Origin of the sequence: Streptomyces sp. NBC_00659 (assembly GCF_036226925.1) — a bacterium.
Lineage (GTDB): Bacteria > Actinomycetota > Actinomycetes > Streptomycetales > Streptomycetaceae > Streptomyces.
On sequence record NZ_CP109031.1, the window covers coordinates 6,050,542 to 6,066,242 of the forward strand.

The window sequence follows — 15,701 nt, forward strand, 5'->3', positions numbered from 1 at the left end:
ACTGCGGGCAGTCGAGGTCACTGCGAGCGGCCGCGGTCCTCCAGATAGCGCGTGTGGGACTCCTGGCGTCGCGCCTCCGTCTCCCGCAGCGCCGCCGCGAGCCGGTCCGACTCCTCCTGGAGCACGGTGAGCTGACGCTCCAGATGGCGCTCCGGCGGTTCGGTGCCGGGGGCCAGCCGGGTCCACCACCGGGTGCGGACGAAGGTGTCGACGGCTTCCGGGATGTCCTGGCGCACGGCACGCGACAGGGCGTGCACGCCCTCGGGGTCCTGGGCGAGGATCTCGGCGACCCAGCCCGGATCGAGCAGGGCGGTGAGGACCTCGGTCAGCTCGGTGAGCCGGCCGGCCGCCGCCGGGGGCAGCTCGACGCCGTCCAGATACTCCCGCAGTTTGCCGAAGTCGACGCGCAGTTCGGCCAGTTGGGCGGAGGGGTCCGGGAAGTCGGGCGGCGCCGGGCGCTCCGGCGGTGCGATCAGCGCGCCCGCGCCGTACAGACCGGCCACGACGACCGGCCAGTACGGTCCCGCCAGACCGGTGAAGGTCAGCGCGAGTCCGGCGATCCCGCACGCGCTGCCGGTGAGGTTCTTGCGCGATTCGAGGAAGCCGATGAACCTACTGGTAGCCACGGATCTCCTCGAAGGCGCCGTCGAGCGAGCCCTTCTGGGCGTCGAAGAGACGGCCGCCGGTCAGGTCGGCGATGTGCTGGAGCTCGCCGCGGTCGGAGTCGCCGAACAGGATGGGGAAGACGGGGATCTCCCGTTGTCCGTCCGGCAGCCGCCGGTAGAAGGCTTCGAAGTCGGACGGGCTCGCGCCCCTGGTGTTCTCGCCGTCCGTCATCAGCACGATCGACGTGAACGTGTCGTCGTCGGCGCCCAGATGTCCGTACGCCTTCTCCAGGGAGGTGTAGATCGCGGTGTCGCCGGAGGCTTTCAGGGCGAGGACGTCCTCGTGGATGGCGTCGAGCCCGGTCCTGGGGTTCTCGGGGCGGACGACGTGCGTGCGGACACTCTTGACCGCCGACCCGAACGGCATCAGCGTCACTTCCTCACGGTCGCGGAAGTCGCCGGTCAGATTGCCGAGCGCCTTCCTCAGCCGCTCGATGCGCTCGCCGCCCATCGAGCCCGAGGTGTCGAGGACGTACACGGTCCTGGACGGCCGGCGCAGCTTGTTCTCGTACGAGTCGAGCAGCCGGTCGGCGACGGACCGGCTTCCGGGGAAGGGGAGTTCACGCCGGCGGCCGGTGTCGAGTCCGGCCGCCGGGGCGACGGAGGCGACGACCGGACGGCGGTGTGTCCGCTCGGTGATCAGCTTCTGGGTGGCCGGCGCGCGCAGTGCCTCGGCGAGGCGCCGCACGTCGTCGCGGGTGTCCCTGGAGGTCGCGGCGAGGGAGGAGAGCGGATAGTCCGCCGTCACCACGCCGTCGCGCGGGCGGATGACGGTCAGGCCCTTCACGCCCATGAGGACGGACTCGTAGTTGAGCAGGGCGTCCACGGTGCCGCGGCGTTCGTAGGCGGTGGCCAGCCAGCCGGATGAACCCGACGTCAGCTTCTGCCCCGCGAAGAACTCCCGCAGCCGGGGTGTCGCCCTGGCCACGTCGGCGTCCGTGAGCGCCGACTGGGCGCCGGACAGGGCCGAGGCCACCGAGATCAGTGTGGAGAAACCGGAGTTGGAGTGGGCCGGATCGGTCATGCCGTACGTGAGCTTCCCGTCCGCCACGGCCTTCTCCACCTGCGACCAGGTGACGTCGTCCGGTTTCCAGCCGAGGGCCCGCACCGTGTCCGGCTTCACGCCGAGGGCCACCGGGCTCGACATGACCGGTGTCTCCGAGACGACCTTCTTCGCGGCCTCCGGGCGCAGATGCAGATAGTCGTCGGAGGAGAGCCACAGGGCGTCGAACCTGTCGTCCGAGGCGCCCCGCGCGATCAGGTCCACGGCGGCGAGGGTGCCCATGTAGGTGGGTCTGACCGTGATGCCGGTGTCCCGCCGGATTCGGTCGAGCACCGGCTTCATGTCGCCGAGTTCGCTGGAGGCGAGGATCCGGAGGGTGCCGGGCCGCGGTGCCCCGTCGTCCCCGGACCTCGGCTCCTCCTGGGCCGTGCAGGCCGTGACGGCGAGCAGGGCCAGGGCGGCGCCGGCCGCCCGTCGGAGCGCTCTCATCCCTGCCCGCCGTCCAGGGCGCCCCGCGTGCGGCTGCGCTCCAGGTAGGCTCCGGCGTTCTGGAGTTCGGAGGTCAGGGACTCCACGGTCGCGGCCATCGTCTCGGTCGCCCGGACCTTGTAGGTGTCGATCGCGTCGAGGGTGCGGTAGATCTCCTGGAAGGCGGTGCGCAGGGTCTCGGCGCCGACGGCCGGGTCGGCGGCGATGCGTTGGATCTCTCCGCTCTGGGTGGCGAGCATCTCGGCGTTGCCGCGGATGAGGTCCTCCGTCGTGCCGCGCAGGGCGTTGACCTGTTCGACGACCTTGCGCTGGTTGTCGAGCGCGGAGGCGAGCATGACCGAGATGCGCAGCGCGGAGACCGTGGTGGTGGCCGCGCGGTCGACGCCCTTGATGAGTTCGTCGTTGTTGCGCCGGACCACGTCCATCGCCAGATAGCCCTGGGCGCACACCGCGAGCTGGGTGAGCAGGTCCTGGTGCTTCTGCCGGACGGGGAAGAGCACGTCGGAGCGGAGGGTGTCGGCCTGCGCGGGGTCGGCGGCGTCGACGCCCGCGATGTGCTCCTCGACCGCTGTGTCCAGGGCCTGGGTGAGCACGACGTACTCCTGGAGCTTGCCCATCGTCTCCCAGAGCCGGACGCGTTCGGTCTGCAGTGCCGCGTTGTCCCGGCGCAGTTCGTCCTGGCCGCCGCGCAGCGAGCCGACGATCTTGTTCAAGGTACCTTGCGCGGAGGCGTACTTGGCGACGTGGTCGCGCAGCTTGTTGCCGCCCGGCAGCCTGGACAGGAACTTCCTGCCCTTGCTCGCGGACAGGTCGCGCGGGTCCAGGTCCTCGACCACACGCCGGAGTTCGACGAGCGAGCCCGCGACGTGCGACTGCGCGTCCTCGCCCTTGGAGGGCAGGCTGCGGATCGTCCGCTCCAGCATGCGGTTGGACTGGGCGGCGGCGCCGCGCATCTCGGTCGACCCCAGGCCCGCGATCTCCCCGACCTTGCCGGCGAATTCGGGGGAGCGCGCGTCCAGGACGGCGAGACCGTCGATGTACTCGGCGGCGCGTCGCGCCATCTCGTCCTGCACACCGGGGTCGACGGGGACGAGTCCGCCGGCCTTCTCACGGGGCACGGGGGCAACGGCCTCGGGCGGCGTGAGGGTGAATGTGTCGTCAGTGGTCACTTGCTCTTCCCCCTAGTTCCCGGCCCGGCGCGCCATCTCGTGCAGCACCTTGTAGGCGGGCACGGGCGCCTGCCGGACGCCGGACAGCTTCTGGTTGACATACGCGGCACGGCCGGCGGTGGCCGCAGTGAACTCGCCGGTGGCGCCCTGCGGCCGGAACCCGTGCCGGACGGCGAGCTTGCGCAACGCCGGTTCGGTGCTGAGGAGTTCACCCAGCGCGCGGCCCTCGGGCGTGAGCGGTACGACCGTGTGGTCGCTGTTCGCCGTGGTGTCCGGGTAGAGGACCGTGAGGTCGCCGGTGTCCTGGCCCTCGGTGAGCAGGGCGGCGACCTGGGACTCGTAGACGAGGACGAGCGGGTTGCCGGCACCGCTGACGAAGTCGCCGAACGCGGCGTCGGTGCTGGGCTGCTGCGCGCCCTGGACGCTGATGAGCCGGTGCATCAGGGACGCGGTGCGTCCGACGGCGGCCTCGTCGGCGGCGACGCGCCCGCCGTCGGCGACATAGGACGCGGCGGCGAGGTAGAGGGCGCCGGAGTTGGACGTCTCCGGGTCGGTGCTGGCGATGTAGAGCGTGCCGGTCAGTTCACCGTGCGCCTCGGCGCCCTTGAGCTGCTGCCAGGTCCGCTCGTGCCGGGCCGCGTCCAGATAGGCGGCCATCTTCAGCGTGCCGCTGTTCTTGTCGAGGGTGGCCAGTCCGTTGGCGGCGAGGACCTGCGCCGCGCTGCGGTGGGCCACCACGACGAGGGGCGAGTAGAAGGGCCGGGGCAGCGGCCGGCGGACGTGGTACTTGTCCGCGAGCTCGTCGGCCGGGGCCTGGCTGGAAGGGAAGGCGAAGTCGTACCCCTTGAGGTCCAGGCCGTCCATGGCCCAGGACCCGGAGGTCTCCGTCCTCACGGTGTAGCCCTTGGCGGCGAGGGCCTTCACCACATCCGGATCGGAGAAGAACTCCGCCTTCTCCGAACCGATCATTCCGTGCACGGTCTTCGTTGCCGTGCCCTTGTCCTGATCATTGCGGCCTGCGACGACGGCTGCTGCCACTCCGCCGATCAACAGGACCGCCAGGACGATTCCCGCGATGCGTCTCACGCCTGGAGCGTGCACCTCGGAATCCAACGTTCCCGGTCTCGGAGGGTGAACGCGGGGTGACCACCGGGTCCCGGTACGCAACCGGAGGGGGAGGTGCCGCTACGAGGGCGGCGCGGAGCCCCGCGCGTGGCTTACGAAGGTGTGTGGCACCCGGTCCGCGCGTCGCTTCGAAGGCGCGCGGACCGGGGCCGTACGGGGCCTCGGGCTCAGGGGCCCGAGGGATTCAGCGGGTGGCCAGCTCGCGGGGTTCGAGGGCCGGCGCGTGGGCGTCCATGCGCTCGGCGGAGAGGATCGCCGCGGCCGTGTCGGCGCGGGAGGCCGCGACGACCAGGGCGCGGCCCGCGAGGGTGTGGGCCCGCCGGTGGAGGGCCGTGAGGCGCGACGCGCCGGACGCCGTGGCGGCCACGGCGCGCACCGGGGCCTCGCCGCGCAGCCGGGTCACCTGCTCGGCGAGCCGCTCGGCGCCGGCGTCCAGATCGGCGGACGGTGCGATCGCGCGGATCTCGTCCGTGACGGCGAGCAGTGCCGCGAGGTGACCGGCGAGCTGGATGTCCAGCTCCTCCTCGCGCGACCGGTGGGGGAAGTCGGAGGAGGGGGCGCCGGCCATCGTGTGGACCGACTTCGAGCGGATCGGTTCGTACATGGGATGGCCTCCTGTGCCTGACAGGAAGCCATCCTAGCTTGGATTTCGTCTAAAGTTGAGCTGGTTCGCATACTGGGACGCGACGCGCACACAGGGTGAGCGCCGGGTGCGTCCCGGCGGGCGTCACGGCTGGCCGTAGCCGTCCAGGAACGTGCCGATCCGGGTCACCGCGTCCGTCAGATCCGCGACCGTCGGCAGGGTGACCACCCGGAAGTGGTCCGGCTCGGGCCAGTTGAAGCCCGTCCCCTGGACGACCATGATCTTCTCGGCCCGCAGCAGGTCGAGCACCATCTGCCGGTCGTCCTTGACCTTGAAGACCTTCGGGTCGAGGCGCGGGAACAGATACAGCGCGCCCTTCGGCTTCACACACGTCACACCCGGGATCTGCGTCAGCAGCTCGTGCGCGACGTCCCGCTGCTCCTTCAGGCGCCCGCCCGGCAGGACCAGGTCGTTGATCGTCTGGCGTCCGCTGAGCGCCGCCACCACTCCGTGCTGCCCCGGCATGTTCGCGCACAGCCGCATGTTCGCGAGGATCGTCAGGCCCTCTATGTAGGAGGAGGCGTGCGCGCGCGGCCCCGAGACCGACATCCAGCCGACGCGGTAGCCCGCCACCCGGTACGCCTTCGACATGCCGTTGAAGGTGAGGGTGAGCAGATCGGGGGCGATCTTGGCGGTCGCGGTGTGCGTGGCGCCGTCGTACAGGATCTTGTCGTAGATCTCGTCGGAGCAGACCAGCAGGTTGTGCCGCCGCGCGATGTCCGTCAGCCCCCGGAGCATCGCGTCGTCGTAGACCGCGCCCGTCGGGTTGTTCGGGTTGATGATGACGATCGCCTTGGTGCGGTCGGTGATCTTCCGCTCCACGTCCGCGAGGTCGGGCATCCAGTCGGACTGCTCGTCACAGCGGTAGTGCACGGCCGTGCCGCCGGACAGCGAGACCGCCGCGGTCCACAGCGGGTAGTCCGGGGCCGGTACGAGCACCTCGTCGCCGTCGTCCAGCAGCGCCTGCATCGCCATCACGATGAGCTCGGAGACGCCGTTGCCGATGAAGACGTGATCCACGTCCGTCTCGATGCCGAGGGTCTGGTTGTGCATCACGACCGCGCGGCGGGCGGCCAGCAGGCCCTTGGCGTCGCCGTAACCGTGCGCCGAGGAGACGTTGCGGAGGATGTCCTCGAGGATCTCCGGTGGGCACTCGAACCCGAAGGCGGCCGGGTTGCCCGTGTTGAGCTTGAGGATGCGGTGACCGGCCGCTTCGAGCCGCATCGCCTCCTCAAGAACCGGACCCCGGATCTCGTAGCAGACGTTGGCGAGCTTCGTGGACTGGATCACCTGCATATCCGTGAGCTTACGGCCGCCCACCGCGCGCCGGGGCGTGTTTTCCACCACCTTGCTTTCGGGCAGGGTGCCCGGCCCTTCAGGGCCGGGGTGAATGTCTGCTCCTGCGGAGCGGGGGAAGCCGAATCGCCGCCAGGGCGGTTCGGTGTCTCGAGAGGGGCGGTGGTGAGGCCGGTCTCGAGCAGGTGCAACAACCCGTAGTGGACGGTGGCCGGGCGTGTCGGCGGCCGGGGTGATCACTCGCACGGGCGCGCACGCCCGGTACGTCTGGAACCTTGCTGTCGAGCAGCACGCGCACTGGTACAAAGGCCGCGGGGCGGCGCCCGGCTTCGCCGAGCAGTGCCGTCAGCTCACCGAGGCCCGGCGTGACAACGCATGGCTGGCCGCGGGCAATGCCGATGTGCAGCAGCAGGCACTGAAGGACTTCGCCAAAGCCAAGAACGCCATGTTCGCCTCCGGTTTTGGTGAGCCGACCTGGCGCAGGAAGCACGTGCACGAGGGTTTCCGCGTGATCGGCACGGACCGTATCGGGGAGTTCGAGGCGGATGGTTCACCGAAGCTGAACGCCAGGGGCAGGCAGGTCATGGCCGCTCGGTGGTGATGCAGAAGCTCAGTCGGCGGTGGGCGCGGGTGAAGGTGCCCGGCTGCGGCTGGGTCCGCTTCCGGCTCAGCCGCAACGGCAAGGGCTCTGAACTGCCGAAGGCGAAGACGTTCCGTGTCACCTGCCGCAACGGCCGGTGGCACATCGCGTTCGCCGTCGTCCCCGCACCCGTCGAGGCGCCCGGCACGGGCGAGATCATCGGCATCGACCGGGGCGTGGCAATCACGGCCGCCCTCTCCGGCGGGCGGAAGTTGAACTGCCCGCAGCTCACCGTGAAGGAACGCGCGCAGGTCCGTAAACACCAGCGACGTGCCGCACGCGCTCCGAAGGGCAGTGAGCGCAAGGCCGCCGAGTACGCCAAGGTGGCCAGGCTCAGGGCGTGTGAAGCCGACCGGCGCAAGGACTGGTGCGAGAAGACCTCGACGATGCTGGCCCGCAGCTACGGCCTGGTGCGGTTCGAGAAGCTGAACATCAAGAACATGACCCGCTCGGCCAGGGGAACCACCGAGCAGCCCGGCAGGCAGGTCAGGCAGAAGGCCGGGCTGAACCGGGCGATCCTGGCCCAGGGCTGGGGCCTGCTCCGCCGGCGCACCGAACACAAGGCCCCGGGCCGGGTCGAGGACGTCCCCGCCCCCTACACCAGTCTGCGCTGCAGTGCCTGCGGTTGGATCGACAAGAACTCGCGCAAGAGCCAAGCCGAGTTCGTCTGCTCCTGCTGCGGCTTCACCTGCAACGCCGACACCAACGCAGCAGTCAATGTCGCGGCAGGACAGGGCGGGATCCCCCGCCCCCGGCGAACAGCCGGTGCCGGAGGGGTGACAACGGCCACCGGCCGTTCGAGCACCCGTGAACCCCAACCCATACGGGTCGGAATCCCCCTCTTTCAAGAGGGGGAGGATGTCAAGTGAGACGTGTCGGTTCCGGCGATTTCGCCCTCCGGCTACACCGAACGCCCTGCTGGTCCCTACAATGCGCGATCATGTCCTGGCAGTCCGGAGATCCCGAAGCCCGGCCGACGGTGTACCTCCCGCAGAGCGACGGGGCGACACCTTTGGCCTACGAGACGTACGCCGATCCCGCCGAGGCCCACGGCTGGCGGAAGGCCTACACGGACGGCGACGACACCAGCGTCCTGCCCGTCGTGCCCGGCGATTCGACGGGGCCGCAGGAGCGGCGGTCGCGCCGCAGGCAGCCCCGCCGCAGCAAGCTGGCCCGGCGGCTGGCCGTGGCCGGAGGCGCGGCGGGCGTCGTCGCGCTCGGCATCGCCGTCTCCGGGGTGTTCGACTCCGGGGCGGCCGGGGGAGCGGGTGGTACGCCCCAGGGCACGTCCCAGCCGGTGCACCTCCCCACCGGACCCGCCCAGGCGGACGACGACTCCACCGCGGCCGCCTCCGCGCAGCCCCTTCAGGCCCCACCGGCGACCACGTCGGCGGCCACCCCTTCTCCGGGTACGAGCGCCTCCACGCCCGGGAACGCTTCCACGCCCCCCGCGTCCGGCGCCCCCACGGCCTCTGCCACCACCAGCCCTTCGGCCGCCCCGACCGCGTCCGCGACGAGCACCCCGGGCAGGCGCGGACACGGCCACGGGCACGGCGGTTGGTCCGAGTAGAGGGCCGTCGTCCGGACCGGGCCCAACGTCCGGACCGGTCCCGATAGGTCGCCACGCCACGAGCGGCACCCTCCTCTCCCGCTGCGCCCAGGAGGCGTACGAGTCGTCCGGCTCCTGGCACCGCAGCAGGCGACGGCCGGAAAGCGGCTCCCGGGTGCCGCCGGTGATGTCCGGAAACGGCTCCCGGTGTCGCGGGCGACATCCGGAGACGGCTCCCGGTACCAGCACCGACGGTCCCAAACGGCTCCCCGCACCACGGGCGGCATCCGGAAAACCGTTCCCGGCACCGCCACCGACGGCCGGAGATCGGCTCCCGATATCTCGGGCAACGGCCGGAAACGGCTCCTTGTTCACTTTTCCCTCTCCCCTCACAATGCGCATGACAACAGATGGCCGGAAGACCTCCGGCCAACGGAAGGCGGCCGGATGACCTTCGGTCGCCCCAAGTCGCAAGAGGGGACCCCCACATGAGAAAGCCTCTCGTCGCCGTACTGTTCGCCCTGGTGCTGTCCGGGGCGGGCGCGGCACCCGCGGGCGCGGCACCCGCTCCCCACGCCGCACCCGCGTCCCACTCGGCTCCCGCGCGCGTGTCGGCCCCCGCCGCCACGGCCGGCGCCGAGGCGGCGCCCACCCTCCAGGCCGTCAGCCTGGCCGGGACCGTCGCGCTCAGCAACTGCTCCGGCTCCGTCATCCGCTTCCCCAACTCGGCGGACAGCGCCCCGGCGCTCGTGCTCTCCAACGGCCACTGCCTGGAGACCGGTTTCCCGGACCCCGGTGAGGTGATCGTCGGCCAGTCGTCCAGCCGCACCTTCAGCCTGCTCAACTCGGCGGGCACCAAGGTCGCGACCCTGCGCGCGAGCAAGGTCGCGTACTCGACCATGACCGACACGGACGTCACGATCTATCAGCTCACCAGCACGTACACGACCATCAAGAACTCGTACGGCATCAGCGCGTTGACCGTGCAGGACACGCACCCGGTCGCCGGCACCGCCATCACCGTGGCCTCCGGCTACTGGAAGCGGCTCTACAACTGCAGCATCGACGGGTTCGCGTACCGCCTCAAGGAGGGTGACTGGACCTGGAAGGACTCGGTCCGCTACACCTCCGCCTGCAACACCATCGGCGGCACCTCGGGCTCACCGGTCGTCGACCAGTCCACCGGCAAGGTCGTCGCCGTCAACAACACCGGCAACGAGGACGGTGAGACCTGCACGGTGAACAACCCGTGCGAGGTCGACGCGAGCGGCAACGTCACCGTCCGTGAAGGCATCAACTACGCCGAGGAGACCTACCAGATCCCGGCCTGCTTCACGACCGGCAACCAGCTGAACCTGAGCGCGAGCGGCTGCGTCCTGCCCAAGCCGTAGGACCGCGGGAGGGCGAGCGGTCACGCCGTTCGGCGGACCGCCCGTCCCGCCAGCACGCCGGTCCGGCGTCCGTCCTCGATGACGAAACGGCCGTCGATCAGGACGTGCGGGATGCCGGTCGGCAGTGTGCGCGGGGCCGCGAAGGTCGAGCCCGCCGCGACCGTCGCCGGGTCGAAGAGGACCAGGTCGGCGCGGTACCCCTCGCGGACCAGGCCGCGGTCGGGCAGCCGCAGCCGGGCGGCGGGCCTGCCGGTGAGACGAGCGACGCACTCCTCCAGTGTCAGGACGCCCAACTCCCGTACGTACCGGCCGAGATAGTGCGGGAAGGTGCCGTAGGCGCGCGGGTGCGGTTTGGCGCCGTGCAGGATGCCGTCCGAGCCGCCGGTGTGCACACGGTGCCGCATGATCGTCCGGACGTTCTCCTCGTGGCCGACGTGCTGGAGGATCGTGGGGCCGAGCCGGTCCTCGACCAGCAGCCGCCGGGCGGTGGTCCAGGGTTCCTCGCCGCGCAGGTCGGCGGACTCCTGGACGGTCCGGCCGACGTACGACCCGAGGGCGGGGTCGCTCACACCGGAGATCTCGATCGTCTCCCACGCGATGGGGACGCCGTGGCAGCCGTCCGAGCCCACGGCCTCCAGATGGTGGCGGACCCGTTCGGCGGTGGCGTCGTCCCGCAGCCGGGTGAGCACCGCCTCCGGGCCGCCCACGCCCGCCCAGCTCGGCAGCATCGCCGCCAGGGTGGTGCACCCCGGGGTGTACGGATAGGTGTCGAGGGTGATGTCGGCGCCCTGTGCCAGCGCCTTGTCCAGCAGGGCGAGGAGCTCCGGCGCCCTCCCCTCGTTCACTCCGAAGTTCATGGTGGCGTGGGCGAGATGGAGCGGGCAGCCCGCCTCACGGGTGAGGGCCACCATCTCCGCGTACGCCTCCAGGGCGCCCGCCCCGTACGAGCGGTGGTGCGGACAGTAGTAGCCGCCGTACTCGGCCACCACCCGGCACAGGGAGGTGAGTTCGGCGTCCCCGGCGTACATCCCGGGGGTGTACGTCAGTCCCGAGGACATGCCGACCGCGCCCTCCCGCAGCCCGTCCGCGACCAACTGCCGCATCCGGTCCAGCTCCCGGGGGGTCGCCTCGCGGTCCTCCCAGCCGACGGCGAGCATGCGGACGGTTCCCTGGGGGACGAGGTAGGCGGCGTTGACCGCGATGCCCTCGCCGTCGAAGCCGTGGTCGAGCCGGTCCAGGTACTCGCCGACGGAACGCCAGGTGAAGTCGATGTCGTCTCCGTCGCCGTTCCAGCCGGTGATCGTCCGGCGGACCTCGGCGAGCGTGCGGTCGTCGACCGGCGCGTACGACAGGCCGTCCTGGCCGATGACTTCGAGGGTCACGCCCTGGGCGGCCTTCGCGCTGTGGTCCGGGTCCCGCAGCAGCGCGAGATCGCTGTGCGCGTGCATGTCGATGAAGCCGGGGGCCAGGACCAGACCCTCGGCGTCCAGTTCCCGTGTGCCGCGCGGCCGTTGGCAGCCGGCCGCCGCGGCCTCCTGGACGATCGCGACGATCCGGCCGCCCTTGACGGCCACGTCCGCGCGATACGTCGGCGCGCCGCTGCCGTCGGCGACGTCCACGTCCTGGATGACCAGGTCGGCGTGGTCCATGGGACATCTCCCGTCTCGGAACGATGAACGATGTACGGATCTCCGGCTGAACCCGGGGACGGCTGAACCCGGGGATGGCCGGAAGAGGGATCGCTAGAAGAACGTACGGATGTAGTCGACGACCGTGCCGTCCGACTCGACCAGGGGGATCAGCTGCCACTTGTCGAAGGACGTGCACGGATGGGACAGGCCCATGCCGACCCAGTCGCCGACCTCCAGGTCCGCCTCGGGGGCCGTGCGCAGCCAGGCGTGCTGGTCGGAGAGCCCGCTCACCTCGATGCCGGCCGCCGGGCGCTCGGTGCCGCCCCGGCGCACGACCTGGGCGAAGGGCAGATCGAGATCGTGGGCCGCGTCGCGCTTGCCGGCGTTGGTGAAGGCCTGCTCGGGGGAGGGCCGTGAGACGACCTGCGACCAGAGGCGGAACGCCGGGTGCAGGGCGCCCTCCCGCGGGACACGGGTGAAGGGGGTGATCCTGCGGTAGTGGCCGTCGTCGTGCGAGACGTACGCGCCCGAGCGCAGCAGCTTCAGGACGGGCAGCGAGAGTCCGGGGATCTCGGCGAACACGTCGGCGACCGCGTCGAACCAGGCGCTGCCGCCCGCGCTGACGACGATCGTGTCGACGTCCTTGAAGCGCCCGGCGGCGTCGAAGGCCGCCGCGAGCGCGGTCAGCCGCCGCAGCCAGGCGTGCACCCGCTCGGGGTTCGCGTCCGGTACCTCGCCCTCGTACCCGGCGACGCCGGCCAGCCGCAGCGTCCCGGTCGCCGCGACGGCGTCGGCGACGGCCGCGCAGTCCTCCTCCGTCCGCGCGCCGGTACGGGCGCCCGCGCCCGCGGCGAGTTCGACGACGACGTCCACCGGGCGGGCGCTCCCGCGCAGCGCGGCGTCCATCAGCTCCACCCCGCGCACCGAGTCGACGTAACAGACGAACCGGAAGTCCGGGTCCTCGGCCAGTTCGGCGGCGATCCAGCGGAGGGCGGCCGGGTCGACGAGTTCGTTCGCGAGGAAGATCCGGTCGATGCCGAACTCCCGGGCCACCCGCACCTGGTGGGGGACGGCGAGGGTGATGCCCCAGGCGCCGTGCTCGATCTGCCGCCAGAAGAGCTGGGGCGCCATGGAGGTCTTGCCGTGCGGGGCGAAGGCGAGGCCGTGCCGGGTCGCGTACGTCTCCATGAGTTCGAGGTTGTGGGTCAGGCGCTCGGCGGAGAGGGCGAGGACGGGGGTGGTGAAACCGTCCGTGAAGAGGTTGCGGCGCTGGGCGGCCAGCTCGCCGACGCTCAGCCCGCCGGCGTCCGGCGGCAGGCCCTTGAAACGGTGGTCGACGCGCTCCGCCGCGAGAGCGGCCAGCGGTGCGGCGGCGGTGTCGGCGCTCATGGGGCCTCCTCGGCCTGATCTGTTCGTTGCATCATGTGCAACGCTCATTGCGTATGTCGTTTCCTGCTGTCTAACATCCCAGCCGACGCACGGTCAACGGTGCCGTCCGCCGATGTCGACCGCCAGAGCGAGGAGCCCCGACCGCCGTGAGCAGCAACGGACCCGCGGACGCCGCGACCCCCGACACCGGCACCGAGACGGACGCCGACGCCGCCACCGGTGTCGGCGTCGGTGTCGGCACGGGTGGCGTGGACGTGGTGGCGCTCGGCGAGTCCATGGTCACCTTCCTGCCCACCAGCCCCGGACGGCTCGCCGACGTGCCGTCGTTCGAGCGGGGCATCGGCGGCGCCGAGTCGAACGTGGCCTGCGTGCTCGCCCGCTCCGGTCACTCCGTCCGCTGGGTCGGCAGGGTCGGCGCCGACGGGTTCGGCGACCACCTGGTGGAGACGATCGCCGCGTACGGCGTCGACACCTCCGCCGTACGCCGGGACCCCGACCGCCCGACCGGCGTCTACTTCCGCACCGCGGGCGACCGGGCGACCGACGCCCACGAAGTCGCCTACTACCGAGCCGGGTCCGCCGCCTCCGCCATGACGGCGCGGAACACGGACCTGGCCGCCGCCCGCTCGGGCCGCGTGCTCCACCTGTCCGGCATCACCGCCGCGCTCTCCGACGGCTGTCTGGCCCTGATGCGCGAGCTGACCGCCCCCCGCCCCGGCCGCCCCCTCGTCTCCTTCGACGTCAACCACCGCCCGGGCCTGTGGCGCGACCACCCCGAGGGACCGCGCGTCCTGCTCGACCTCGCGCGCCGCGCCGACCTCGTCTTCGTCGGCGACGACGAGGCCCGCGACGCCTGGGGACTGCGCGGAGCGCACGCGATCCGCGAGGCGCTGCCCGAACCCGACGTCCTGGTCGTCAAGGACGGCAAGGCCGGTGCCGTCGTCTTCGACAGGACCACGGCCGGGGGCACCGGCGGGACGGAGCCGGCCGAGAACGCCGTCCGTGCCGAAGGGAGAACCGCCGGGGGCGGCCGCGAGTGCGGCGAGGACGCGGCCGGTGCCGCCGTCTTCGTCCCCGCCCTGCGGGTCGACGTCGTCGCGGCCGTCGGCGCCGGTGACGCCTTCGCCGCAGGGTTCCTCTCCGCCACCCTGCGCGGCCTTCCCGCCCGCGACCGCCTGCGGCACGGCCATCTGACGGCCGCCGCCGCCCTCACCGTCCCCGGCGACCTCGCCGAACCGCCCGCCCGGGGGCTCGCCGACCGGCTGGCCGCTCTCGACGACGGTGCCTGGGAGACACTTCGTCTCGGCCCCGGCTGGACCGCAGCCGACGCACGGGCCGCGGAGGAGGTACGTACGCCATGAGCCAGACCGTCGACCGAGCGCTGAGCATCCTGCCGCTGCTCGCCGAGGGCCCCGCCGACCTCGGCCAGGTCGCCGACCGCCTCGGCGTCCACAAGTCCACGGCCCTGCGGCTGCTGCGCACCCTGCACGAACACGGCCTGGTCTACCGCCAGTCCGACCAGCGCTACCGGCTCGGCGCCCGGCTGTTCGCCCTCGCCCAGGAGGCCGTCGAGAACCTCGACGTCCGCGAGATCGCCCACCCCCACCTCGTCCGCCTCAACGAGAGCTGCGGACACACCGTCCACCTCGCCGTGTACGAGGAGGGCGAGGTGCTCTACATCGACAAGGTGGAGAGCCGCTACCCGGTGCGCATGTACTCGCGGATAGGGAAACCCGTCGCCATCACCGTCGCCGCGGTCGCCAAGCTCCTCCTCGCGGACCTGCCCGAGACCGAGCGCCGCGCCGTCGCCGACCGGCTCGACTACCCCCTGTACACGGCCCGTTCGACGCCCAACGCGCCTGCCTTCCTGAAGGAACTGGCGGCGGTGCGCGAACAGGGCTGGGCCACCGACCTCGGCGGCCACGAGGAATCCATCAACTGTGTCGCCGCCCCCGTCCGCGGCGCCGACGGACGCGTCGCCGCCGCCATGTCCCTCTCCGCGCCCAACGTCGTCGTCACCGCCGAGGAACTCCTCGCCCTGCTCCCGCTGGTGCGCCGTACGGCTGACGCCATCAGCCACGACTACTCCGGCAAAGCCCCCACGAAGGATGATTCGAAGGAATGAGCACCGCATGACCGACAAGACCGCCCTCACCCCCGCGACCCACACCACCCCGCCCGCCAAGTTCTCGCACGGCGTGCGGAAGGGGAACATCCTCCAGGTCGCCGGGCAGGTCGGCTTCCTGCCCGCCGAGGAGGGCAGGCCCCCCACACCCGCCGGTCCGACGCTGCGCGAGCAGACCCTCCAGACGCTCGCCAACGTCAAGGCCATCCTCGAAGAGGGCGGCTCCGGCTGGGACGACGCGATGATGATCCGCGTCTATCTCACGGACACCGGCCACTTCGCCGAGATGAACGAGATCTACAACCAGTACTTCGAGGAGCAGGGCCTCACCGCGCCCCCCGCCGCCCGCACGACGGTCTACGTCGGTCTGCCGGCCGGACTGCTCGTCGAGATCGACGTGCTCGCCGTTCTCGGCTGACGTCTCCCGTGCGGGCCCCTGCCCGCACACCGCTTCTCCGGGCCCGCGCCCGCGCGACTCCCGCGTAACCCCCGTAACCCGCGTAACCCGCGCAACTTCCGCACCACGTACGACGTCACGGTGCGGCACCCGGCCACCCCGGGGTGCCGCACCGCGATCCGCCCTGCC

15 protein-coding genes are annotated in these 15,701 nt (G+C 71.6%); 7 read left to right on the forward strand and 8 right to left on the reverse strand.

Going from position 1 to position 15,701, the window contains the following annotated elements; translation table 11 throughout:
* Nucleotides 1–17 precede the first annotated feature (17 nt).
* The 6 genes from OG410_RS26505 to OG410_RS26530 all read right to left on the reverse strand — a co-directional run bounded on the left by OG410_RS26505 (nt 18) and on the right by OG410_RS26530 (nt 6,390).
* The gene (locus OG410_RS26505) at nt 18–626 is read right to left on the reverse strand and encodes a hypothetical protein (RefSeq protein ID WP_328448774.1); all 609 of its coding nucleotides are present in this window, start codon (nt 624–626) and stop codon (nt 18–20) included.
* Nucleotides 613–2,157, reverse strand: a complete 1,545-nt coding sequence (locus OG410_RS26510) for a substrate-binding and vWA domain-containing protein (protein ID WP_329301434.1) — start codon at nt 2,155–2,157, stop codon at nt 613–615. Before OG410_RS26510 ends, OG410_RS26505 begins: the two co-directional genes overlap by 14 nt.
* Nucleotides 2,154–3,326: a toxic anion resistance protein gene (locus tag OG410_RS26515; protein ID WP_329301435.1), complete on the reverse strand. Its 1,173-nt coding sequence runs from the start codon at nt 3,324–3,326 to the stop codon at nt 2,154–2,156. The genes OG410_RS26510 and OG410_RS26515 overlap by 4 nt, the downstream gene beginning before the upstream one ends.
* A gap of 12 nt (nt 3,327–3,338) precedes the next feature.
* The gene (locus OG410_RS26520; protein ID WP_329301436.1) at nt 3,339–4,412 is read right to left on the reverse strand and encodes a substrate-binding domain-containing protein; all 1,074 of its coding nucleotides are present in this window, start codon (nt 4,410–4,412) and stop codon (nt 3,339–3,341) included.
* A 223-nt stretch (nt 4,413–4,635) separates the two neighbouring features.
* The gene (locus tag OG410_RS26525; RefSeq protein ID WP_329301437.1) at nt 4,636–5,055 is read right to left on the reverse strand and encodes an SCO4983 family protein; all 420 of its coding nucleotides are present in this window, start codon (nt 5,053–5,055) and stop codon (nt 4,636–4,638) included.
* 123 nt (nt 5,056–5,178) lie between these two features.
* Complete coding sequence (locus OG410_RS26530) at nt 5,179–6,390, reverse strand: pyridoxal phosphate-dependent aminotransferase (RefSeq protein ID WP_326785792.1); 1,212 nt, start codon at nt 6,388–6,390, stop codon at nt 5,179–5,181.
* 217 nt (nt 6,391–6,607) lie between these two features.
* Between OG410_RS26530 and OG410_RS26535 the strand changes: the two genes are divergently transcribed.
* The 4 genes from OG410_RS26535 (at nt 6,608) to OG410_RS26550 (ending at nt 9,970) form a co-directional block, all read left to right on the forward strand.
* Nucleotides 6,608–6,991, forward strand: a complete 384-nt coding sequence (locus OG410_RS26535; protein ID WP_329301438.1) for a hypothetical protein — start codon at nt 6,608–6,610, stop codon at nt 6,989–6,991.
* A complete protein-coding gene (locus tag OG410_RS26540; protein WP_329301439.1) occupies nt 6,991–7,899 on the forward strand; it encodes an RNA-guided endonuclease InsQ/TnpB family protein in 909 nt (302 codons plus the stop codon). The genes OG410_RS26535 and OG410_RS26540 overlap by 1 nt, the downstream gene beginning before the upstream one ends.
* Nucleotides 7,900–7,970: 71 nt before the next feature.
* On the forward strand, nt 7,971–8,600 hold the full coding sequence (locus tag OG410_RS26545) for a hypothetical protein (protein WP_329301440.1): 630 nt from the start codon (nt 7,971–7,973) through the stop codon (nt 8,598–8,600).
* Between the two features lie 467 nt (nt 8,601–9,067).
* Nucleotides 9,068–9,970 (forward strand): S1 family peptidase, encoded by a 903-nt coding sequence (locus OG410_RS26550; protein ID WP_329301441.1) that lies wholly within the window; start codon nt 9,068–9,070, stop codon nt 9,968–9,970.
* Between the two features lie 20 nt (nt 9,971–9,990).
* Here the strand turns inward: OG410_RS26550 and OG410_RS26555 are convergent, their stop codons facing one another.
* Nucleotides 9,991–11,619, reverse strand: a complete 1,629-nt coding sequence (locus OG410_RS26555) for an N-acyl-D-amino-acid deacylase family protein (RefSeq protein WP_329301442.1) — start codon at nt 11,617–11,619, stop codon at nt 9,991–9,993.
* A 93-nt stretch (nt 11,620–11,712) separates the two neighbouring features.
* Complete coding sequence (locus OG410_RS26560) at nt 11,713–12,990, reverse strand: amino acid deaminase (protein ID WP_329301443.1); 1,278 nt, start codon at nt 12,988–12,990, stop codon at nt 11,713–11,715.
* A 275-nt stretch (nt 12,991–13,265) separates the two neighbouring features.
* Here OG410_RS26560 and OG410_RS26565 point away from each other — a divergent pair, with 275 nt between their 5' ends.
* The 3 genes from OG410_RS26565 to OG410_RS26575 are packed head-to-tail and all read left to right on the forward strand — an operon-like array spanning nt 13,266 to nt 15,533.
* Nucleotides 13,266–14,351 carry a sugar kinase gene (locus OG410_RS26565; RefSeq protein ID WP_443063909.1) on the forward strand — a complete coding sequence of 362 codons (1,086 nt, stop codon included), beginning with the start codon at nt 13,266–13,268 and terminating at the stop codon, nt 14,349–14,351.
* Complete coding sequence (locus tag OG410_RS26570; RefSeq protein WP_329301444.1) at nt 14,348–15,115, forward strand: IclR family transcriptional regulator; 768 nt, start codon at nt 14,348–14,350, stop codon at nt 15,113–15,115. The genes OG410_RS26565 and OG410_RS26570 overlap by 4 nt, the downstream gene beginning before the upstream one ends.
* 7 nt (nt 15,116–15,122) lie before the next feature.
* Complete coding sequence (locus OG410_RS26575) at nt 15,123–15,533, forward strand: RidA family protein (RefSeq protein ID WP_326785785.1); 411 nt, start codon at nt 15,123–15,125, stop codon at nt 15,531–15,533.
* Nucleotides 15,534–15,701 lie beyond the last annotated feature (168 nt).